The organism is Kitasatospora sp. NPDC051702 (genome assembly GCF_040681575.1).
Lineage (GTDB): Bacteria > Actinomycetota > Actinomycetes > Streptomycetales > Streptomycetaceae > Kitasatospora.
In genome coordinates, this window is the sequence record NZ_JBFAZB010000019.1 from 81,686 (window position 1) to 103,647 (window position 21,962).

The 21,962-nt window shown below is 75.2% G+C and carries 16 protein-coding genes, 1 tRNA gene and 1 pseudogene; 5 read left to right on the top strand and 13 right to left on the bottom strand.

Features of this window, described 5'->3' with window-relative positions; genetic code table 11:
- Positions 1 to 35 precede the first annotated feature (35 nt).
- The 7 genes and pseudogenes from AB0N04_RS18165 to AB0N04_RS18195 form a co-directional block, all read right to left on the bottom strand.
- Positions 36 to 109: transfer RNA gene (locus tag AB0N04_RS18165), tRNA-Pro, on the bottom strand.
- Positions 110 to 242: 133 nt separating this feature from the next.
- Complete coding sequence (locus tag AB0N04_RS18170) at positions 243 to 1,511, bottom strand: MFS transporter (RefSeq protein WP_360209989.1); 1,269 nt, start codon at positions 1,509 to 1,511, stop codon at positions 243 to 245.
- Positions 1,512 to 1,711: 200 nt separating this feature from the next.
- A complete protein-coding gene (locus AB0N04_RS18175) occupies positions 1,712 to 2,503 on the bottom strand; it encodes a DUF1684 domain-containing protein (protein ID WP_360209920.1) in 792 nt (263 codons plus the stop codon).
- Positions 2,504 to 2,700: 197 nt separating this feature from the next.
- Positions 2,701 to 3,561: an acyl-CoA thioesterase II gene (locus AB0N04_RS18180; RefSeq protein ID WP_360209922.1), complete on the bottom strand. Its 861-nt coding sequence runs from the start codon at positions 3,559 to 3,561 to the stop codon at positions 2,701 to 2,703.
- A gap of 295 nt (positions 3,562 to 3,856) precedes the next feature.
- Positions 3,857 to 4,525: pseudogene (locus AB0N04_RS18185) on the bottom strand (alpha-ketoglutarate-dependent dioxygenase AlkB); the annotation flags it as partial.
- 165 nt (positions 4,526 to 4,690) lie between these two features.
- Positions 4,691 to 5,029, bottom strand: coding sequence for a transglycosylase family protein (locus AB0N04_RS18190; protein WP_360209924.1), 339 nt, complete (start codon positions 5,027 to 5,029; stop codon positions 4,691 to 4,693).
- 399 nt (positions 5,030 to 5,428) lie between these two features.
- The gene (locus AB0N04_RS18195; protein WP_360209926.1) at positions 5,429 to 6,232 is read right to left on the bottom strand and encodes a transglycosylase family protein; all 804 of its coding nucleotides are present in this window, start codon (positions 6,230 to 6,232) and stop codon (positions 5,429 to 5,431) included.
- 595 nt (positions 6,233 to 6,827) lie between these two features.
- Between AB0N04_RS18195 and AB0N04_RS18200 the strand changes: the two genes are divergently transcribed.
- Positions 6,828 to 7,649, top strand: a complete 822-nt coding sequence (locus tag AB0N04_RS18200) for a hypothetical protein (protein ID WP_360209928.1) — start codon at positions 6,828 to 6,830, stop codon at positions 7,647 to 7,649.
- Between the two features lie 237 nt (positions 7,650 to 7,886).
- Positions 7,887 to 8,750 carry a hypothetical protein gene (locus tag AB0N04_RS18205; RefSeq protein WP_360210001.1) on the top strand — a complete coding sequence of 288 codons (864 nt, stop codon included), beginning with the start codon at positions 7,887 to 7,889 and terminating at the stop codon, positions 8,748 to 8,750.
- A gap of 281 nt (positions 8,751 to 9,031) precedes the next feature.
- Here the strand turns inward: AB0N04_RS18205 and der are convergent, their stop codons facing one another.
- The 4 genes from der to AB0N04_RS18225 form a co-directional block, all read right to left on the bottom strand.
- Entirely contained in the window at positions 9,032 to 10,486 is a 1,455-nt protein-coding gene (der, locus tag AB0N04_RS18210; RefSeq protein ID WP_360209930.1) for a ribosome biogenesis GTPase Der, read from the bottom strand.
- 199 nt (positions 10,487 to 10,685) lie between these two features.
- Positions 10,686 to 11,399, bottom strand: a complete 714-nt coding sequence (gene cmk, locus AB0N04_RS18215; protein ID WP_360209932.1) for a (d)CMP kinase — start codon at positions 11,397 to 11,399, stop codon at positions 10,686 to 10,688.
- A 182-nt stretch (positions 11,400 to 11,581) separates the two neighbouring features.
- Positions 11,582 to 13,060 (bottom strand): DUF4419 domain-containing protein, encoded by a 1,479-nt coding sequence (locus AB0N04_RS18220; protein WP_360209934.1) that lies wholly within the window; start codon positions 13,058 to 13,060, stop codon positions 11,582 to 11,584.
- A gap of 166 nt (positions 13,061 to 13,226) precedes the next feature.
- Positions 13,227 to 14,312 (bottom strand): prephenate dehydrogenase, encoded by a 1,086-nt coding sequence (locus tag AB0N04_RS18225; protein WP_360209936.1) that lies wholly within the window; start codon positions 14,310 to 14,312, stop codon positions 13,227 to 13,229.
- A 564-nt stretch (positions 14,313 to 14,876) separates the two neighbouring features.
- Here AB0N04_RS18225 and AB0N04_RS18230 point away from each other — a divergent pair.
- From AB0N04_RS18230 to AB0N04_RS18240, 3 genes are all read left to right on the top strand, one after another.
- Positions 14,877 to 17,210 carry a DUF4139 domain-containing protein gene (locus AB0N04_RS18230; RefSeq protein WP_360209938.1) on the top strand — a complete coding sequence of 778 codons (2,334 nt, stop codon included), beginning with the start codon at positions 14,877 to 14,879 and terminating at the stop codon, positions 17,208 to 17,210.
- Between the two features lie 2 nt (positions 17,211 to 17,212).
- Entirely contained in the window at positions 17,213 to 18,760 is a 1,548-nt protein-coding gene (locus tag AB0N04_RS18235) for a mucoidy inhibitor MuiA family protein (protein ID WP_360209940.1), read from the top strand.
- Positions 18,761 to 18,875: 115 nt separating this feature from the next.
- Complete coding sequence (locus tag AB0N04_RS18240) at positions 18,876 to 19,238, top strand: DUF952 domain-containing protein (RefSeq protein WP_360209942.1); 363 nt, start codon at positions 18,876 to 18,878, stop codon at positions 19,236 to 19,238.
- A 97-nt stretch (positions 19,239 to 19,335) separates the two neighbouring features.
- Here AB0N04_RS18240 and AB0N04_RS18245 read toward each other — a convergent pair whose 3' ends face one another.
- A complete protein-coding gene (locus AB0N04_RS18245) occupies positions 19,336 to 20,319 on the bottom strand; it encodes a helix-turn-helix domain-containing protein (protein WP_360209944.1) in 984 nt (327 codons plus the stop codon).
- A gap of 236 nt (positions 20,320 to 20,555) precedes the next feature.
- Positions 20,556 to 21,908: a pseudouridine synthase gene (locus AB0N04_RS18250; protein WP_360209946.1), complete on the bottom strand. Its 1,353-nt coding sequence runs from the start codon at positions 21,906 to 21,908 to the stop codon at positions 20,556 to 20,558.
- Positions 21,909 to 21,962: the final 54 nt, after the last annotated feature.

Genomic DNA, 21,962 nt, shown 5'->3' on the forward strand with positions numbered 1-21,962 from the left:
TTCCCAAGTACCGTCTCTCACAACCGACTTCACAGTCGGGACGACAGGATTTGAACCTGCGACCCCTTGACCCCCAGTCAAGTGCGCTACCAAGCTGCGCCACGTCCCGTGGTCTCGCTGCCGTTGGTGGAGCCTGGGGGGCTCTTCCGTGGGCTTCTCGACCTTGTCCCCGGTTGTCCCGGCGACGTGGAAAACAATACAGCACGTGGAGGGGTGCTCGCTGCCGGGTCGGGGTGGGTGGGTCAGGGGGTGGGGTGGCGGGCGTCGTACTTGAGGAAGGCGGGGCGGCGGGCGGCGAGGAGGAGGACGGCGGCGACGCAGGCGAGGCCGCCGGTGATGACGGAGGTGGCCGGGTTGGTGAGGGAGGCGACGGCGCCGGACTCGAAGTCGCCGAGGCGGGGGCCGCCGGCGACGACGACGACGAAGATGCCCTGGAGGCGGCCGCGCATCTCGTCGGGGGCGGCGACCTGCATCATCGTGTTGCGGAAGATCATGCTGACGGTGTCGGCGCAGCCGGCGACGGCGAGCAGGAGGAGGCCGAGCCAGAGGTTGTGGAGCGCGCCGAAGGCGGCGATGGCGAGGCCCCAGGCGGCGACGGAGGCGAGGACGGCGGCGCCCTGGCGGTTGATGCGGCCGACCCAGCCGGAGAAGAGGGCGCCGGCCAGGGCGCCGACGGCGGGGGCGGAGACCAGGAGCCCGACGGTGCGGGCGTCGCCGCCGTAGAAGGTGACCGCGATGGCGGGGAAGAGGGCGCGCGGCATGCCGAAGATCATCGCGGCGAGGTCGGCGAGGAAGCTGGTGCGCAGGTTGGGCTGCTCGCGCAGGAAGCGGAGGCCGTCGAGGACGGAGGCGCGGCCCTTGCGGTCGCCGAGGGGGCGCATGGCGGGCAGGCGCCACATCGCGTAGAGGGTGCCGGCGAAGGCGACGGTGTCGACGAGGTAGGCGGCCTGGGCGCCGTAGGTGCCGATGAGGACGCCGCCGAGCATGGGGCCGACGGTGAGGCCGAGGTTCATGCTGACGGTGTTCAGCGCATTGGCCGCGGGGAGCTGGTGGGCGGGGACCAGCCGGGGGATCATGGCGGACCTGGCGGGCGAGCTGAGCGCGAAGAAGCCGGCCTGGGCGGCGACCGCGGCGTAGAGGACGGCGACCTGGCCGAGGCCGGCGAGGGCCTGGACGGCGAGGACGGCGGAGACGGCGGCGAGCCCGGCCGAGCCGATCAGGCCGAGCCTGCGCCGGTCGACGCTGTCGGCGATCGCGCCGCCGTAGAGGCCGAAGGCGACGAGCGGGACGAGCGAGAAGAGGCCGACCAGGCCGGTGGCGAAGGCGGAACCGGTCTGGTCGTAGACCTGGACGGAGACGGCGACGGCCGTCATCTGCTGGCCGATGGAGGAGACGGCCTGGCCGAGCCAGACCCGGCGGTAGTCGGCGTGGTCGCGCAGCGGGCTGACGTCGGCGAGGGCGCGCCGGTACCAGGGGCGGGACTCGGGGCCGGGCGCGGGGTCGGCCGGCAGGGCGGCATCGGGGACCGGTGCGTCGGTGGGCACTGCGGAGGACCCGGGCACCGGGACGGCGCCCGATACCGGCGCGGCGCCCGGTTCCGGGGCGGGGTCGGACGGCGGGGCTGAATTGGCAGGATGATTGGTCGACACAACCCCCCATCGTGCGCCCCGCCCGCCGCGCGCCCCGCACCGGGGCCCGGCTCCGGGCCGTCCTACCTGGTCAGGACCTGCTTCTCACCGGCCTCGACCGCGAAGTCGAGCCGGTTGCCCGGCGGCGGGAAGGGGCAGATGAAGTGGTCCGCGAACGCGCAGGGCGGCAGGTAGGCCCGGTTGAGGTCGAGGACGGTGTGCCCGTCCGCGTCCGGGGCGGGCAGGGTGATGAAGCGGAACCGGTAGGTGTCGATGCCGCTGGTGGCGTCGGCGATGACGCCGCTGAGACGGTCGCCGGAGCCGCTGACGGTCAGCGTGCGGTGCTCGCCGGCCACGGTGAAGGCGATCTGCCCGGCGACGGCGAGCGGCCGTTCCTTCCCGTCCGCGTTGGGGACGAGGACGGACTGGTCGCCGGTGTCCTCGAACGGGGTGAAGACTGCGGGGACGGCCCACTCGGGCGAGTAGGGGTACGCGGAGATCCCCGCGAAGGCGGTACGGGTCGGCGCGGCCGGGTCGAAGACCCGCAGGGCGAGCTCGCCCTCCCGCTCGATCGGGACGAGCAGCAGGTCACCGAGGGTGGCGCGGTCGGCGGCCGGGTCGGTGTCGGGGCGGAGCAGTACCTCGCCGTCCACCGGCCCGTCGACGCCGTGGACGGTGATGCCCTCGGCCGCCTCCGCCCGGAGCCGGACGCCCTCGGCGTCGGTCCACCACTGCCCGGGCAGACCGGGGATCCGGGCGGGCTCGGGCTCCAGCCAGTGCGTGCCGGTGAGCGCCAGCTGGCCGTGCGGCGCGCTCACGGCCGCAGCCCGGTTGTCGCTCCAGTGCTTCCAGTCCTCCGCGGCCGTCGCCGTCATCGGTGAACCCTCCCACTTCGGTCCTCGGACGGCCCGCGGTTCGGGCCGCCCAGCTCGGTCAACCAGCACAACGCCGCGCGTCGGGACGGTTCATCCCGGCCCGCCACAACCGCAACACGGCGGCAACACCGGGCCGGGCCCCCGGCGCCGCAGGCCGCCCGCTCCCCGGAGGCCCCCGAACCCGGACAGGGGCCGGATCAGCCGTTCAGCGGCCGGAACAGCCCCTCCTGGACCACGGACACCACGAGCTGCCCGCTCCGGTCGTAGATCTGCCCGCGAGCGAGCCCGCGCGCACCGTGCGCGATCGGGGACTCCTGCTGGTAGAGCAGCCAGTCGTCCGTCCGGAAGGGGCGGTGGAACCACATGGCGTGGTCGAGCGAGGCCATGTCGAAGTGCCGGGTGCCCCAGAGCGGCTCGACGGGGGCGCGAACGGCGTCCAGCAGGGTCATGTCGCTGGCGTAGGTGAGGGCGCAGACGTGGATCAGCGGGTCGTCGGGCAGCTGCCCGTTGGTGCGCAGCCAGACGCCGCTGCGCGCCTCGACGCCGGCCAGCTCCTCCTTGGTCCAGCGCAGCCGGTCGACGTAGCGGATGTCGAAGGGCTGGCGGCGGCTGATGAACGGGGGGAGTTCACCGAGCCTGGATCCGACCTCCTCGAGTGCGCTGGGCAGGTCCTCGGGGGCGGGGACGTCCGGTATCGGGTGCTGGTGCTCGATCCCGCCCGCCTCGGGGAGGTGGAAGTCGGCGGTGAGGGCGAAGATCGACCGGCCGCCCTGGATCGCGAGCACCCGGCGGGTGGTGAAGGAGCGGCCGTCGCGGATCCGGTCGACCTGGTAGACGATCGGGACCCCGGGCACGCCGGGGCGCAGGAAGTAGGCGTGCAGCGAGTGGACCGGGCGGTCGCCGTCCACGGTGCGCCCCGCCGCGACCAGGGCCTGTCCGGCGACCTGGCCGCCGAACGTCCGTTGCAGCGCCTCCTCGGGGCTGCGCCCGCGGAAGATGTTCAGTTCGATCTGCTCCAGGTCGAGCAGGTCGACCAGGTCGTCAACGGGGGTACCCATGGGTGCGTTTCCTCTCCGGGCCCTCGGCCGGGGCGGAGGTCTTCCGTCCGGTTGCCGGTGCCCGTCCTGATCGAATTCTCCAACCCACTCGAATTCTCCGGCGACCGGGGTCATTCCCGCCCGGCGGGCCCGAGGGGCCGGTTCACTCGAACGAGGCCTCGAACGACGAACCGGAGCCCGCGCCCGAACCGGAGCCCGTCCCCGAGCCGGAGCGCGAACCCGCACCGGAGCGCGAACCCGCACCGGCACCCGTACCTGAACCGGAACCGGACGGGGCCCCGGGGGTGCGCGGCGCCAGCCCCGACTGCCGCACCGTGATGTTGAGCCGCCCGACCAGGCCCAGCTCCGGATCCGCCGTCCCGGGCAGCGTGCGCACCACGCCGTGGTACGCGAACCTGGCCGGACCCCCGAACACCAGCAGGTCCCCGCTGCGCAGCTCCAGGTCCGTCCACGGGCGGGTCCGGGTCTCGGTGTTGCCGAGCCGGAAGACGCAGGTGTCACCGAGCGAGAGGGAGACCACGGGGGCGTCGGCCCGCTCGTCGCGGTCCTGGTGGAGGCCCATCTTCGCGCCGTGCGGGTAGTGGTTGACGATCGCGGTGTCGGGCTCGTACCCGGCTGCGCCCGGGATGCCCGCGGGGTCCGGGCCGTAGGCGTCGGCGACGGCCTGACGGGCGAGGCGGCCGAGCTCGGGCGGGAAGGGCTTGACGGGCGCGCCGTCCTCGGCGACGTCGCGGTAGCCGTACGGGTACCAGTGCCAGCCCAGGCTCACCATCCGTACGGACATCGTCCCGCCGGTCGGCATGCGGACCGTGTGCAGGCCGGCCGGCGGGCGGGCCCACTCCCGGCAGGCGGCGACCAGGCGCAGCCTCGCCGCGGCGTCGAGCCAGCCGGGGAGGAGGACGGCGCCGGGGGCGGGCTCGGAGCGCCCGCGCGCGGCGGAGGTCGCCGAAGGGTCACCGAACAGCTCACCCTGGATCACCCCACCATCCTCCCGCACGCGCCGACCACGGTCACGGTCACGGTCACGGCATCAGTCACGGTCGGCGGAAGCCGGTAGCGGTCGGCGGAGACCGGCCGACGGCAAGAGAGCACAGCCCCCGACGGCCGGGAAACCGCCCCGCCAGGGCGGTCAGTCGCCCCCGGTCGCGTCGACGATCAGTCCGAGGTCCCGCGCACAGCTCGGCCAGGCCTCCCAGCCCTGCCGCCGGAGGATCTCCTCGGCGACGCTCGTCTGCTGGCGCCGCGTCGCGTGGTCCGGCCGGTCGGCGAACCGCAGGCCGTCGGCGTCCACCCAGGTGGGCAGCCAGATCTGGAGGCCGCCGTAGTAGCCGTTGCCGGTGTCCGCCTGCCAGTCACCGCCGCTCTCGCAGTCGGCGAGCCCGTCCCAGATCAGGTCCGCGACCCGGTTCGCCGCACCGGCCGAGCCGCCGGGAACCGTCAGCAGCGCCAGGACCAGCGCCGGCACCACGAACGGAACGACGAACGGAACGACGAATGGACCAACACGCCGACCGACGAACCGACCCAACACCGGACCGACCACCGGACCGCCGCCCGAAAGCGCGGCCGGCTCAGCCGGCACGACCGGCACCCCGCCCCCACCCCCGTCACGCGAATGCCGCATAGCGCCCGACGATAGGCCCGCCGCCGCCCGCCCCTCCCCGACACGCCGGGAACGCCGACGGCCGCTCCCCCGCGCAGCGGAGGAGCGGCCGTGGTGTCGGCGCGTGGCCGGGCCGGAGGCCCTTGAACGAGCGTCAGACGCCCGCCATCCATCAGGTCACCGGAACGAGCCGCCGGAACGCATCACCGGAACGCATCACCGGGACGCATCACCGGACGAACCGCCGAGACCGGGTGACCGGACTCAGATGCTCAGGGCCTGGCCCGGGAGGATCAGGTCGGGGTTGCCACCGATGACCTTGGCGTTGTTCTTGTACAGGTCGTGCCAGTCCAGGCCCTTCGCCGCGGCGATGGAGCTCAGGGTGTCACCGGACTTGACGGTGTAGCTGTCGCCCTTGGCCGGCTTGGCGTCGTTCGAGCCGGTCCAGGCGCCCTTGGCGGCGTCGTTCTTCGGCGCGGCCTTCGGGGCGTCGCTCTTCGGGGCGTCGGCCTTGGGGGCGGCGGCCTTCGGGGCGGCGGCCTTCGGGGCGGCGGCCTTCGGGGCGACCTCGGCCTTGGCGGCCGGGGCGGGGGTCTGCGCCGGCTTGGCGGCCGGGGCGGCCGGCTTGGCGGCGGTCGCACCGGCGGAGGTGTCGACGGCGGCGGGGGCGCCGCCCTTGGTCAGGCCGGCCTTGACGGAGCACACGGGCCAGGCGCCCGGGCCCTGCGAGGCGAGGACCTTCTCGGCGACGGAGATCTGCTGCGCCTTGGTGGCCAGGTTGGCCTGGGAGGCGTAGGCGGTGCCACCGAAGGCGGCCCAGGTGCTGGAGGTGAACTGCAGCCCGCCGTAGAAGCCGTTGCCGGTGTTGATGGCCCAGTTGCCGCCGCTCTCGCACTGGGCGACGGCGTCCCAGGTGGAGACGGAGGCGGCGGAGGCCGAGGTGGCCGTGACGAGGCCGGCCACCGGCAGGGCCGCGACAGCGGCGCCCGCCACGACGGCCATCCGAACGCGGTTGCGCTTGGTGGCGGCGGTGGTGGTGGCAGCGGCGGTCTCGTTACGGAAGGTCATGGGGTTCCTCTCGACAGCCCCGGGCGGGCATGCGGAACCAGACCCTGGAGAGGGCCGCGTTCGCTTGCCGCGTCCGTCGGACGGCCGTGCACGTGTCGGACGTGCCGCTGCCGCCCTGGCCACCCAGCCGCTCGCCGGGCGACCTGTTCGAGCGATCGCGTCGGCGGACACCTGCCGCGCCCGGCGGGGCCGGGGAGGGGCAGGGCGTCGGGGGTGAACCCGGGTGGCGCTCGTTGCGCCGCCAATGAAGCTACGAGCCGGTCGACGGGGAAACCAAACCTCCACCGGTCTGCCCAGCTCAGCGAAGGGTTACCGGCGGTAATGACCAAGCAATCATGCCCGAATTGTCCGCTTTGGCCGTCAATTCGTAGATCAAACATCGAGGCCGCGTGACCCACCTCACCGTTTCAATCCGGCAGGCCTGCCACCGACATCGACACATTGCGACCACGAGAACACTCCTCGCGGTCGGATCCGAGGCAATTCCCGTCAGCCTCGACGGCCACCCGTGACGCCTGACACAAGGGCCCGTTGGTCATGGCGACCTCCCCGTCACCCGCCCCCGACCCCAACCGCACCCACCCGAGGAGACCCTGTGCCGCGCATGCTCGACGTCAGCGACGAGGTCCGGTCCGAGATCGGCGACGACGAGGCGGACCGCCTCCTCGGCGGCGACCGCGCACCGGACAGCTACGAGTGCACCTCCTGCCGCACTCCCGGCGACACCCACGTGGAGCCCACCAGCACGGTGCTGTTCGTGGGCGAGGAGACGGCCGTCCTCGCCTTCGCCCACGCCCGCTGCATCCCGTCCCAGGTGGTGCCGGTGGCCGAGGAGCAGCTGGTCGGCGCCGTCCGCAGCATCCACCAGGCGCAGACCGGCGCCCCGGCCGCGGATCCCGCCTTCGCCCAGGCTCCCGCCCCCGCCGCGCAGCAGACCGCGCCGGGCCAGGCCGCCATCCTCGGCATCACCTGCGGGCTGGTCCTGCACGGCAAGGTCGGGCACGCCTCACTGGTGGTCGAGCCGACGGGGCCGGTCGGCCGTCCGGGCAGCACCTCCGGCGAGGACGAGTTCCTCGACCTGCTCCAGGACGCCGGCTTCCAGCGCATCACGGACCTCGACGAGACCCCGGACCAGCTCTCCGGCTGGTCGGTCCTGGTGGCGATGGGCAAGCTGCACGCGATCCTGCAGCCCGCGGCGGCCGGCGGCAGCACCGGCTGGTGGCAGGCCCACCAGCCGCTCCAGGTCACCGACGCCTGGCGGCTGGCGGCGAGCCAGCTCTCCGAGGTGACGATGTACGCCGTCCCGGCGGGGATGGTCGGCCGCCAGCCCCGCGAGGACCTGCTCCGCCAGGCCCTCGAGCGGGCGGTGGCGCTCGGCCAGGTGGTCGCCGCCTCCCTCCCGCTCGCCGGCACCTGAGCCCCGCCCCTCGGCGCACCTGGTCGGCGCCGGGGCGCACGAGCCGAGCCCCCGCACCGGCCGGGCCCCACGGCAGCAACGCTCCCGCCCGCCACCGCTCCGCACCCACGCCCCGCCACCGCTCCGCGCCACGCCCGGCCACCCGGCCGGAAGGCGGCCTCCCCCCGAGGCCGACCCGCCTTCCGGCCGGGCCCCGGCACCCCGCATCCCCCCGCCCCCTCACTCGTTGGCCCCTGTGTGTACAGCTACGACGTCTCCTCGTCCCCCGGCCTGACCACCACCGCCCCCCGCTCCATCCCGGGCATGCGCCCGTCGTACGACGCGGAGCACCCCCACTCGACGACGCCGATCTACGACGAGCTGTACTCCGAGTACCGGCGGCTGTTCCGCGCACTGCCGGGTGACCGCTCCGGCGAGGAGGACCTGAAGTTCACCGGCTTCGCGGTCCGCGACGCCTACTCGGGGCTGGGCGGCGCGTACCCGCAGCAGCAGTCCTTCCACACCTACGGGGGTCAGTCGGCCGGCCTCCCGCAGTTCATGCCGAACCAGCAGGCCGCACACACCACCGCACACAGCGCGGGCCACGGCACCGGGCACAGCACGGGCCACGGCGCCGGCCACGGCACCCACCACCACCTCGCCCACGGCACCGCCCACCACACCGGACACTCCGGGCACGCAGGACACACCGGCCCTGCCGGACACACGGGGCACGCGGGACACACCGCGGGCCACACGGCCGTCCCTGCCGGACACACGGGCCACACCGCGGGACACACCGGCCACCACCCGTCGCACCACACCGGCCACAGCCCCGCCCACCCCGGGCCCGCCGCCCCCACCAGCGACGGCTTCGGTCAGACCGCCACCGCCACGGACCCCGCCCCGGCCCCGTCCCCCGCCCCCCAGTTCACCAACGGCCAGGGCTGGGTGGCCGCGGGCTACCTCGGCCCGATCCCGCACACGGTGCCGGCACCGCCCCCCGCGCCCGCCCCGATGATGGGGACGGCCTCCGGCGTGGCCACCGCTCCGGCGCCGGCCGGCGGACGGCACCGCCAGATGCTCTCCCTCCCCCCGGGCCGCAACGGCGACCACCACTGACCGGAGAGCGGCCCCGGCCCGCCTCCGCCCCTCCCATTCCTCCCCTGCCGCGCCGCCGCTCCCCCTCCTCCCTCCCCTCCCGCGCCTGCCGCGCCGCCCCTCCCGCACCGTGCCTGCCGCGCCGCGCCGAGCACCCCGTAACAACCGGCGAGGGCCCCGCCACCAAGGTGACAGGGCCCTCGCACACGGCCGCCCCGACAAGGGCGACCGCTCGTACCGAAGCGGTACCGGTGCCGGTACCGGGTATCAGCTACCCGGCACCGCCACCCCTCCTCCTACTTCTACTTCTTCTTGCGCTTCTCCCGCACGCGCACCGAGATCGAGATCGGCGTCCCGACGAAGCCGAACTCCTCGCGCAGCCGGCGCTCGACGAAGCGGCGGTAACCCGCCTCGAGGAAGCCCGAGGCGAACAGCACGAAGCGCGGCGGGCGCACGCCCGCCTGGGTGCCGAACAGGATGCGCGGCTGCTTGCCACCGCGGATCGGGTGCGGGTGGGCGGCGACGAGCTCGCCGAGGAAGGCGTTCAGCCGCGCGGTCGGGATGCGGGTCTCCCAGCCCTCCAGCGCGGTCTCGATCGCCGGGACGAGCTTCTCCATGTGGCGGCCGGTCTTCGCCGAGACGTTGACCCGGGGGGCCCACTGCACCTGGACGAGGTCGCGCTCGATCTCGCGCTCCAGGTAGTAGCGGCGCTCCTCGTCGAGCTGGTCCCACTTGTTGTAGGCGATGACGACGGCGCGCCCGGCCTCGACGGCCATCGAGATGATCCGGGTGTCCTGCTCGGCGAGGGTCTCGCTGGCGTCGATCAGGACGACCGCGACCTCGGCCTTCTCCAGGGCGGAGGAGGTGCGCAGCGAGGCGTAGAAGTCGGCGCCGGCCGTCAGGTGGACCCGGCGGCGGATACCGGCGGTGTCGACGAACTTCCAGGTCTTGCCGCCGAGTTCGATCATCTCGTCGACCGGGTCGCGGGTGGTGCCGGCCAGCTCGTTGACGACCACCCGCTCCTCGCCGGCGACCTTGTTCAGCAGGCTGGACTTGCCGACGTTGGGCCGGCCGATCAGCGCGACGCGGCGCGGGCCGCCGGGGGCGGCGTCGCCGAAGGTCTGCGGCGGGGCCTCGGGCAGCGCGTCCATGACGGCGTCGAGCAGGTCGCCCGAGCCACGGCCGTGCAGCGCGGACACGGGGAACGGCTCGCCCAGGCCGAGCGACCACAGGTAGGCGGCCTCGGCCTCGGTGGACGGGCCGTCGACCTTGTTGGCGCACAGCACCGTCGGCTTGCCGGCGCGACGGATGAGCTTGATCAGGGCCTCGTCGGTGTCGGTGGCACCGACGGTGGCGTCGACCACGAACAGCACCGCGTCGGCCTGCTCGATGCCCAGCTCGGCCTGCGCGGCGACCATCGCGTCGATGCCGAGGACGTCGATCTCCCAGCCGCCGGTGTCGACGACCTTGAAGCGGCGGCCGTTCCAGCTGGCCTCGTAGGTGACCCGGTCGCGGGTGACGCCCGGCTTGTCCTCGACGACGGCCTCGCGGCGGCCGATGATGCGGTTCACCAGGGTCGACTTGCCGACGTTCGGGCGGCCGACGACGGCCAGCACCGGCAGCGGGACGTGCTCGGCGCCGTCGAAGCCGTCCACGCCGTCGATGTCGTAGCCCTCCTCGGCGGCGAGGGCCATGAACTCGGCGTAGTCGGCGGCGTCCAGGCCGCCGTGATCGGCGGTGGAGTGCTCTGCGGTCATGTTCGTCTGTTCCGTTTCCCGGCCCGGCCCTTCCCAGGGGCGTGCCGTGCGTACCTGCCCCGGTCGGGGCAGCGCGAATCACTTCTCACGTCGCGCCTCGGCGGCGCGATCGCGTCCTACGTGCCGCCGGGGCGGCACCGCGGTGCGGTCGAGGGTTCCGGGCGTTCACGCCCCCGGGGCGTTGGAAGTCCCGGCCCGGTCAGACCGAGGACAGTCCGGCCCGCTCCTCCACCAGCGCGGCGATCCGGCCGATCACCTGCTCCAGGGTGAGGTCGCTGGTGTCGACCAGGACCGCGTCCGCGGCCTGGGTCAGCGGCGCCGTCTTCCGGGAGGAGTCGGCGGCGTCCCGGCGGGCCAGGTCGGCGGCCATCGCGGTGATGGTCGCCTCGTCGACGCCCTTGGCGCGCAGCTCGGCCGCGCGGCGCTCGGCCCGGGCCTGCTCGGAGGCGGTCAGGAAGACCTTGACGGTGGCGTTCGGGAACACCACCGTCCCCATGTCCCGGCCCTCGGCGACGATGCCGCGCTCGGCGACCTCGGCGCAGCCGCGCTGCAGCTCCACCAGTCGGGTCCGCACCGCCGGCACCGCGGACACGGCGCTGACCTGCGCCGTCACCTCGGGGCCGCGGATCGGTCCGGAGACGTCCTGGCCGTCCACCGTGATGGTGGGGCCGTCGGCGTCGGTGCCCGACACGATGACCGGCTTGCCGCACGCGACGGCCACCGCCTCCGGGTCGGTCACGTCGACGTCGTTGGCCAGCATCCACCAGGTCATCGCCCGGTACATGGCGCCGGTGTCCAGGAAGCTCAGGCCCAGTCGGGCGGCGACCGCCCGCGAGACGGTCGACTTCCCGGAGCCGGAGGGTCCGTCGATGGCGACGACGACCGGGGCGTGCGCTCGGTCGGCAGTGTCCACGGGGCCGAACCTCTCTCTGAGCATGGGAGCCGGAGCCTGGGCGGGCAGACGGCAGGGGATTGTCTTCCTCAAGGTTAATGGACCGGCGCCGGACCCCGGTCCGGGCCGGGTCACGTCCCGGCTCACGGCCCGGGTCACGGCCCGGGTCACGTCCCGGATCACGTCCCGGATCACGTCCCGGGTCAGTACCCGTGCATCCGCTCCAGGGCGCTCGTCAGGTCGGGCCCGACCGAGTTCTCCCTGCCGAGGACGCCGCGACGCGGGTCGAGCAGTCCGACGTACCAGTCCTCGTCGTCCGCGACCCGGAACAGGCAGGCCCACGTGAAGCGGATCACGGCGACCGGCCGGGCCTGCTCGGGATCGCCCCCGAGGTCGTCGACGACGAGCCCCTCCGTGGCCAGCAGGGCGGCCTCGTCCACCCGGCTGACCTGCCGCACCCGCTCGACCGTCCACCCGGCGGGCAGCTGTGCGGCGGCCAGCGCGGCCTGCTCGGCGGCCGGGTCCCCGCCCTCCCGGAGGGCCTCCAGCACGGCGTGCCCGAGCCGGGGCCGCAGGTAGTCGCCGTCCCGTTCGACGCCGAGCACCCCGGCGACGAAGGCCATCCGGCGTGCCCCGGCGGGCTGCCGCCACTCGAACCGCACCTGCGAGACGTGCGAGGGGAAGGCGTTCTCCGTGAACACGTGCTCACGCCCCCACCAGCGGAAGTCCGTCCGCGGCCGGGGGCCGGTGCTCCGCCGGGTGTGCGCGAAGAAGGCGGTGATCCAGCCGGACACGTACGGCCCGCCGGACTCGGACTCCCACTTGTACAGCGAGCGCCAGAAGTCCTCGTCGACGGGCCCGCCGGCCGCGGTGGCGGCGATCTCGTCGAGCACCGGGAGCAGCTCGGCGAACCACGGGTCCAGCAGCGTGAACCTCCGGGCCAGCCCGCCGGCCCGCTCCGCCAGCAGCGCCCAGTCCGCCGCCGTGCCCTCCAGCCGGACCCGCGGGATGCCGCACAGGGAGAGCCACTGGAAATCGCAGTAGGGGCTCACCGCGTCCATCAGCGCGACCAGCGCCGAGGAGACGTCGTCCGGCGTGGTCGTCGAGAAGCTCGGCTGGAACAGGTCCACCAGCTCGGCCCCGATCGCCTCGGCCAGCGGCTCCCGGACCAGCCGGATCGACCGGGACCAGTCGGGATCCGGCCCCAGCAGGGAGTCGTCGCGGACCACGATCGGCCGCCGGGTACCGGGGACGGGCCCCGGCGCGGCGTCCGCGGCGGTCGTCGGAGCGGCCCCGAAGACCCCCGCGTACGCCTCGGCGTTCAGCCGGACGTGCACCGCCACCTCGTGCACCACCGCGTACCAGAGCACGTCCGGTGACAGGCTCAGCGGCAAGTGCGCACAGAACGCCTGGTGGACGGCGCGCAGCAACAGGCTCCAGGTCGGCTCGTCCTCACCCTCGCCCCCGTCCCCGTTCCCTGCCGTGTCCGTATCCCCGCTCCCGGCCGCGCCCGCCGCCCGGCGCTCCCCCGGCAGGGCGAGCAGCGAGGCGGTGCTGCGGTGGTGGACGGTGAACTCGCCGCCGACCACCGCCGCCAGGAAGCCCTCGTTCCCGACGGCTTCCAACTCCCCTACGTCGCCCGGGCGTTCATCCGCTCCGAGCGGGATGTCGATGATCCTCATGCCGTCCTCCCCCCGAGCCGGAAGCAGCGGCTGCTCCTCGGCCTCCTCCACGTACGCATCCGCCCCCGGACGGCCAACCGACCAGCCGGCCAACCGACCGGCCGCTCGGACGCCCCGCCGACCCCCGACCCCGCCGGGCGCCCCCACGACCACCGGCTCAGTCCCGTCAGTCCCGGACGCTCCAACCGCTCTGCCGCAGGGCCGCCGTGAGCGGCTTGACCGCCGCCGGAGCCACCGCCAGCTGGACGAAACCCACCTGCTGGCCGGTCGAGTGCTCGATGACGACGTCCTCGATGTTGACCCCGGCCGCGCCGACCTCGCCGAACAGCCGGCCCAGCTCGCCGGGCTGGTCGCCGAGCACCACCGACACCGTCTCGTACCGGGTGGGCGGAGCGCCGTGCTTGCCGGGGATGCGGGCCTGCCCGGTGTTCCCGCGCCGCATGACCGCCTCGATCCCGGCCGCACCCGCCCGGCGCTCGCCCTCCTCGGCGGCCTCCAGGGCGCGCAGCGCGGTGACGGTGTCACCGAGGTCGGCGGCGACCTCCTCGAGGATGTCGGCGACGGCGCCCGCGTTGGCGGAGAGGATGTCGACCCACATGCCCGGGTTGGAGGCGGCGATCCTGGTGACGTCCCGGACGCCCTGGCCGGAGAGCCTTATGGCGGTCTCGTCGGCGTGCTCCAAGCGGGCGGCGACCAGCGAGGACACCAGCTGCGGGGCGTGCGAGACCAGGGCGACGGCCCGGTCGTGGGCCGCGGCGTCCATCACGATCGGCATCGCACCGCAGAGGGCGACCAGCTCCAGGGCGGCGTTGAGCGTCTCGGTATCGGTGTCCGCGGTCGGGGTGAGCACCCACGGGCGGCCCTCGAAGAGGTCGGCGCGGGCGGCCAGCGGGCCGGAGCGTTCCCGGCCGGCCATCGGGTGACTGCCGATGTAGTGCACGGTGTCGCAGCCGAGCGCGGCGACCTCGCTGCGCGGTCCGGCCTTCACGCTGGCCACGTCGGTGTACCAGCGGGCCAGGTTGCGGCGCTGGCAGTCGGCGAGCACCTTGCCGACCAGCGCGGGCGGGACGGCGATGATCGCCAGGTCGACCGGGCCGTCGGCCGACTCGGTGGTGCCGGCGCCGAGCGAGGCGGCGGTCCGGGCGGCGTCGGGGTCGGCGTCCTCCAGGTGGACGGTCAACCCGCGACCGGCCAGCGCGAGTGCGGCGGAGGTGCCGATCAGTCCGGTACCGACGACGACGGCAGTGCGCATGGCGGGTCGCGCTCCTTCTCGAACTCTCGAAACTCTCGGACTCATCGAACCCTCGGGGTCCCGCCATCCTCTCGCATCCGCTCCACGCCCGCCGCCACCGCCCGTCCCCCGGACGGACGCCCCCCGCCACCGCGGGACCGCCCCGGCGGCCCGGCCGGATCCCCGGAGGGGCAACCGTCCGCCCCGCGCCCCCGTCCCAGTGAGTGCGGACGGCCGTCGGCCGCACACGCCGCCTCGGGGAAATCCGGCGACGGCCGCCCCGCAGCGGGGCAGACTGGCCGCCGGGGGCGGCACGGGCGCCGCGCCCGCACCACGGGGCCGGGCCACGAGGCACCGAGCGCGGGACACCGGGCCCGAGTCACGAGGCCCGAACGACGAAGGACAGGAGCAGCGCAGGACACGGCCAGCCGAGGACACGAACGGCCCAGGACACGGCCGGCCCGGGACAACAGCCCAGGACACGAACGACGCAGGACGCCAGCACGCAGGGCACGCACACGCGGGGCGCCCGACCACGGGGCCCGCGCGAGCGCACGCAGGGGCACGCGAACGAAGGGGTTGCGCATGGACGATCAGCACAGCGGCGGGGCGGGGCAACCGGAACCGCCCGCGGTACCGGCCCATCCGTCGGTCCTGGACTCGGTCGTGGTCCACGCCGAGGGCGCGGTGTGCCGCCGCCGGGCCACCGTCCCGGTGCCGGCCGACGGCCGACTGCGGCTGACCGGCCTCCCGCCCTCCCTGGACGGCGGCTCGCTGCGCGCCCGGGTGATCGGCGGCCCGGCCGGGGCGGCGGTCACCGAGGCCCGGCTGGAGTGGCTAGCCGAGTTCCACGAGCCTGACGAACTCCCCCGGCTCCGAAGCGAGTTGGACGATGCCCTGGAACGCCTGGGCGCGCTCAACGAGCGCCACCGGCTGGTCCTGACCGCGATCGACGAGACCACCGCCCTGCGCGCGGTGCCGCCGCAGCGCCGCGAGGACGAGCCGCTGCGCCGGACGCCCGCGGAGGCCTGGCTGGAGCTCGCCGACTTCGTCGACGAGCGGCTGGCCACGCTCCACGAGCGCGCCGAGGAGCTCACCCGGGAGATCGGACTCGCCGACCACGAGCGCCGGTTGGCCTCCGACCGGCTGGACCGCGCGTCCACCGCCGGCCCCGCCGGGCCGGTCGGGACCGCCGTCACCGCGCTGCTCACCCTCACCACCGCAGCCTCCGCCAACACCACGGACGCCAACACCACGGACGCCATCTCCCCGGACGCCATCCCTGGCACCAGCCCCCGCACCACCCCCACCCAGCTCGAGCTCGAGATCGAGCTGGAGTACGGCGTCCCCGCCGCCCGCTGGGTGCCCGCCTACCGGCTCTCCTACCGCCAGGGCGAGGACACCGGCCGGCTGGTCCTGCGCGCCTCGGTCGCCCAGCAGACCGGCGAGGACTGGACCGGCGTCCGGCTGGCGCTCTCCACCGCCGACCTCCAGCGCCGCACCGACCTGCCCCGGCTCGGTTCGCTGCGGATCGGCCGCAGCCAGCCCGCGCCGCCGCCGTCCGGCTGGCGCGAGCCCCCGGCCGGCCTGACCGACCTGTTCACCGGCTACGACGCGGCCGCCGAGGGCCGACCGTCCCCGCGCCACGGCGGCCTGCGCCCCGCCGCGGGCCCGTCCGGCGCCGGCGGGGCGGGCCGCCCGGGCCCCCGCCCGTCCGGCCGCCGACCGGCCGCAGCGCACCCGGCCGCCGCCGACCTGGTGGAGGCCGACTTCCTGTCCGCCCGCAGCCCGCGCGGCGGCACCCTGGACGTCGACGAGCCGTTCCCGGCTCCCCCGCCGCCGACCGCCCCGGTCGCCCCGGCCGCCTTCGCCGGTTACGGCGCCGCGCCCGTCGCCGCACCGGTGCCGCAGATGTCCGCGCCGCCGCCCGCCCCGGTGGCCCCGGGCGGACCGCCCCCGGGTGCGCGACCCGAGGCCCGTCGGGCCCGCAAGTCGGGCGGCGGCGGCCTCGCCGAGGCCCTGGAGGCCCCGGAGGCCGCGCCCGCCGCACTCGCCCCGGACGCCGCCCTGCTCGATTACCCCGCCCTCGTCCTGGCCGGCCCCGACGCGCCCGCCGCCCAGCGCGGCACCCTGCGCCCCGGGGCCGGGCGACCGGGCGGGGCGGACGGGGCCGGCGGCACGGACCCGTTCGGGTACGGGGGCCCGGCCGCCGCCTCCCCGGCCGCCGCCCGGGTGCGCCAGCTGACGCTCCCCCGCCACGCCGTCCCGCCCCGCGAGTCGGCCGGCTCCTTCGACCACCGCTTCGACGCCGCGGCCCCCGCCGACATCCCCTCCGACGGCACCTGGCACACCGTCACGATCGACGAGATCCCGCTGTCCGTCCGCCCCGAGTACGTCACCGTCCCCGCGGTCGAGGAGAAGGTGTACGCCACGCTGGTGCTGGCCAACCGGACCGACCGCGCCGTGCTGGCCGGCCCGGTCGAGGTCACCCTCGACGACGAGTTCCTGCTCACCGCGGCCCTGCCCACCCTCGCCCCCGGCGGGGATCGGCGCCTCGGCGTCGGCGTCACCGAGAGCATCGAGGTGGCGCGCCGCACCGAGCTGCAGGAGTCCACCGCGGGCATGCTGAACACCAGCACCGTGCTCGACCACCGGGTGCACGTCCGGCTGGCGAACCGGCTCGGCCGCCCCGTCACGGTGGAGGTCCGCGAACGGGTGCCGGTCTCCTCCGACGCCGAGGTCCGGATCGAGGAGCGGGCCGACTGGCACGCCCCGGCCGTCCCGACACCCGAGTGCCCGCCCAGCACCCGGCTCTGGCGGGTCGACCTGCCGCCCGGCGGCCGCGCCGAGCTGGACGGCGGCTACCAGATCAAGATCCCGGCCGGAAAGGCCATCGTCGGCGGAAACCGGAGGAACTGAAGATGCCCGGAGCGACCGTCCCCCTCCCCGTCACCGCCGTCACCTGCCTGGAGGACCGCGGCCAGGTCGAGCGCACGGCGACCGTCGAGCTGACCGCCGGGATCCAGCGGCTGCGCCTCGGCCCGCTCACCGCGCTCGCCGTCGACCGCACCCTGCGCGCCGAGAGCGCCGCCCCCGGCACCCGGGTGCTGGACGCCCGGATCGTCCGGGCCTGGACCCCGCGCGCCCCGCTGCCGCCGGGGCCGGAGGACTCCCGGCTGCGCCACCGGCTGCACGAGCTGGAGGGCGAGAGCCGGCTCGCCGAGCAGACCCGCACCCGGCTGGAGGCCCGGCTGGCCCTGCTCGCCCAGCTCTCGGCCGACCTGCTGCGCGAGGTCGGCGAGGGCGCCGGGGTCGGCGAGATCGAGCGCACCCGCTGGGCCCGCGAGCTGGACCGGGTGGACGCCGAGCGCGAGCGCCGCGGCGAGGAGCTGCGCGCCACCCACTCCCGGCTGCGCCGCCTGGAGGAGGAGCGCTCGCAGGCGCTGACCGCCCTCGACCGGGCCGAGGAGGAGCCGGCCGAGCTGGTCGCCCACCTGGAGCTCACCGTCGAGGCGGCGCAGCCCGGCCCGAGCGCGCTGACCGTCACCCACCTGGTGCCGTGCGCGCTCTGGCGCCCCTCCTACCGGGCCGCCCTGGACGGCGGGGAGCTGCGGCTGGAGTCGGAGGCGGTGGTCTGGCAGCGCACCGGCGAGGACTGGACGGGCGTCCGGCTCACCTTCTCCACCGCCCGGTCGGCCCTCGCCACCGACCCGCCGGCCGTCGCCGAGGACGTCCTGGTGCTGCGCGAGCGCACCGCGGAGGAGCGCCGCACGGTCGAGGTCGAACTGCGCGAGGAGACGATCAGCGAACTCGGTCCGGCCGCCGGGGTGCCGGGCGTGGACGACGGCGGGGAGGTCCGGGTGCTGCCCGCACCCGCCGCGGCCACCGTGCCCTCCGACGGCCGGGCGCACCGGGTGCCGCTGGGCTCGTTCACCGTGCCGGCCACCAGCGAGTACGCCTGCGCGCCGGAGCTGTCCCCGCTGGTCACCCAGGTCGTCCGGTTCCGCAACGCGGCCGGGCACCCGTTGCTGGCCGGGCCCGTGGAGCTGGTGCGCGGCAGCGGCTTCACCGGCCGGGGCGAACTGCGCTTCACCGCGGCCGGAGCCGGGGCCGAGCTGGCGTTCGGCAGCTCGGACGGCTACCGGGTGGTCCGCGAGAGCGAGAGCCGCCAGGCCACGGCCGGGCTCACCGGCCGCCAGACGACCACCCGGACGGTGCGGCTGCACCTGTCCCGGTTCTCCGGCCCGGAGGAGCGGGACGAGCAGGTCGTCACGGTCCGCGAGCGGGTGCCGGTCTCCGAGGTGGCGGCGGTCGAGGTCCGGCTGCGCAAGGAGGAGTGCTCCCCGTCGCCGGACTCCTTCGACGCCGAGGGCATCCTCCGCTGGGACGTGCCGCTCGGGCCGGGCGCCCGCCGGACGGTCACGCTGGTGTACGAGGTCTCCGCCGCCGGCAGGGTCGCCGGGCTCTGACCGCACCGGACGCCGGCGCCCGGGCCGCACCGGGCGCCGGCCCGGCCCGGAGACCCCACCGGACACCGGGCCCCTCGTGACGACCGCTCAGGACCAAACCGGGTACAACAGGAACATGATCCTCCACCTCGCACCCCTGGACGACTGGCTGGCCGACCCCGGTCGGCCGTACGCCACCGCGTCGCTGCTCACCGACGGGTTCATCCACTGCTCGGCGGACGAGCAGACGGCGCTCGCGGTGGCCAACGCCTTCTTCGCCGACACTCCCGACCCGCTGATGGTGCTGCTGATCGAGGAGTCGCTGGTGGAGCCGATGGTCAAGTGGGAGGCCCCGAACGGCGCACCGCCGCCCGGGGCCACCCCCGACGTGCTCTTCCCGCACATCTACGGACGGCTGAACCGCTCGGCCGTCCAGGGCCTGCTGAAGGTCGAGCGCGGCCCGGACCACCGCTGGGCCACCCTCACCCCCTGGAGCTGACACCCGGCCCCGCACCCGGCGCCGGCCCGCATCCGGACCAGGCCCCGGCTCTGCACCCGCACCCGCACCCGGCTCAGCACCCGGAGCGGCCCCGCCCTCAGAGCCAGCCCCGCTCCCGGGCCGCCATCCCGGCCTGGAAGCGGGTGGTGGCGCCCAGCGAGCGCATCAGGCTCTGCAGCCGCCGCTGGGTGGTCCGGGCGCTCCAGCCGAGCGACCGCGCGATCGACTCGTCGGTGAGGCCGGCCGCCAGCAGGCCCAGCAGCTTGCGGTGGTCGGCCTCCGGCTCCAGCCCGGCGTCGCCGGTGCCGATCGCGGCCTGCAGCTGCACGGCCCGCTCCCACTCGGCTTCGAACAGCGTGTCCAGCGCCTGGAGCAGCGCGGAGGGGTGGATGACGTACGCGGCGTCGAGGACGCTGTCGCCCACGCTGATCGGGATGATCGCCATCCGGTCGTCCGACATGATCATCTTCATCGGCAGGGACGGCCGGACCCTCGCCTCCTCGCCGTCCGCCACCCCGGCCAGGATGTTCCGCTCCAGTCGCCCGGGCCAGGCCACCGCGTCCCGGTCGTAGATCGTCCGCAGTCGCAGGCCCTCGCGCAGCCGCCGGCGCTGCAGCGGGATCGGCGCCACCGGGTCCTGGATGTACGGCGGGCGGTCGAAGCCGCGGACCTGGTACTGGCTGGTCTCGGTGATGTGCTCCAGGCGCTGCGCGATCGCCTCGCCGCCGGTCAGCACCTCCACCGAGTGCGCCGGGTCGGTGTACCGCGAGGCCTCCCGGAAGGCGTCCATCAGACGGTGCATCTCGGCCCGGGCGTGCCGCAGTTCGGACTCCCGGTGGCCTATCAGGGTGCCGATCGCGACGTCGGGGGCGACCGGCAGGAAGCGGTGCCGGTCCACCGGGGCCCGGGTCGCCATGCCCTGCTGCGCGAGCCGGTCCAGGGCCCGCGCGCTCTGCTGGAGCGTCAGGCCGCAGCTCTCGGCCAGCTCCTCCGCGGTGGACTGCGGATTGGCCACCAGCGCCGCGTAGACCTGCCCGTCCGGCTCGGCGAGTCCCAGTGCGCTGAGTGGTGCATCCGACACGACGCCGTCTCCCCCGTTCGCCCCCCACCGGCGCACGACCTGGCGCAGTCCCGCCACGGGGCGGGCGGTGGTCCGGTGGCCATCCTCTGCCACGGATCATGACGCTGACAAGGCCGTGACCAGGGGTGCGGCCCGGCTCACAGCCCACCCCCGACGAACGGCCGAGGGCCTCCCCGCCACTCGGCGGGGAGGCCCTCGGAGGAGACCGCGGTGGAGACCGCGGGCACGGCTGCGGTCTACAGACCGACCTCGCGCATCAGCTGACCGACCTCGGGGTTGGTCAGGCGGCGCAGCCAGCCCGACTTCTGGTCGCCCAGGGCGATCGGGCCGAAGTGGGTGCGCACCAGCTTCTCGACCGGGAAGCCGGCCTCGGCCAGCATCCGGCGGACGATGTGCTTGCGGCCCTCGTGCAGGGTCACCTCGACCAGGTAGTTCTTGCCGACGTTGGAGACCACCTTGAAGCTGTCGGCGCGCGCGTAGCCGTCCTCCAGCTCGATGCCCTGGGCCAGCTGCTTGCCCAGGTCACGCGGGATCGGCCCCTGGATGGCGGCCAGGTAGGTCTTGGTCACGCCGTACCGCGGGTGGGTGAGGCGGTGGGCCAGCTCACCGTGGTTGGTGAGCAGGATGATGCCCTCGGTCTCGGTGTCCAGGCGGCCGACGTGGAACAGCCGGGTCTCCCGGTTGGTCACGTAGTCGCCGAGGCACTGGCGCCCGTCCGGGTCCTCCATGGTGGAGACCACGCCGGCCGGCTTGTTGAGCGCGAAGAAGAGGTACGACTGGGTGGCGACGGTCAGGCCGTCCACCTTGATCTCGTCGTTCTGCGGGTCGACCCGCTTGCCCTGCTCGGTGACGAGCCGGCCGTTGACCTCGACGCGGCCCTGCTCGATCAGCTCCTCGCAGGCGCGGCGGCTGCCGATGCCGGCCCGGGCCAGCACCTTCTGCAGACGCTCGCCCTCGGGCTCGCCGAAGGTCTTCGGCAGCTTGACCGCGGGCTTGTCGTGGCGGGCGAGGACGGCGTCCTCGATCTTCGCCTGCAGCTCGCGCGAGCGCTGCGGCTGACGGCGCGGGTCGCCCGGGGCGCCCTGGCCCTCGCGGCGCGGGCGCGGGGCCGGGCCGGGACGCCGGCCGGCGAAGCCGCCGCGGGCGGGGGTGGCGTTGGGGCCGCCGCCGTACTCGGGGCGGTCGTAGCGCCGCTCCTCGGGCCGCAGCGGGCGGTCCGGGTACCGGCGGTCGTCGCGGCGGTCGTCCCTGCGGTCGTCCCTGCGGTCGTCGCGGCGCCCGTCGCGCCCGGACGCACCGGAACCGCCCCGCGAACCGGAGCCGCCTCCGTACGAGCCGCCCCGCGAACCGGAGCCGCCACCGTACGAAGCGCCGCCGTACGAACCGCCCCGCGAACCGGACGCGGACCCGCCGCGACCGCCGCCACCGCCACCGCCGTACGAACCTCCGCGCGAGCCCGACCCCGAGCCCGAGCCGCCGCGGCCGCCGCCGCTGCCGCCTCCGTAGGAGCCGCCGCCCCGGCCCCCGCCCTGTCCGCCGCGACCGCTGCCGCCGCCGCTGCTGTTCCTGCCGTTGCCACTGCTACGCATCAAAGTGTCCGTACGTCGTTCCGTCTGGGATGTGCGGTCGTTTCGGCCGACCTC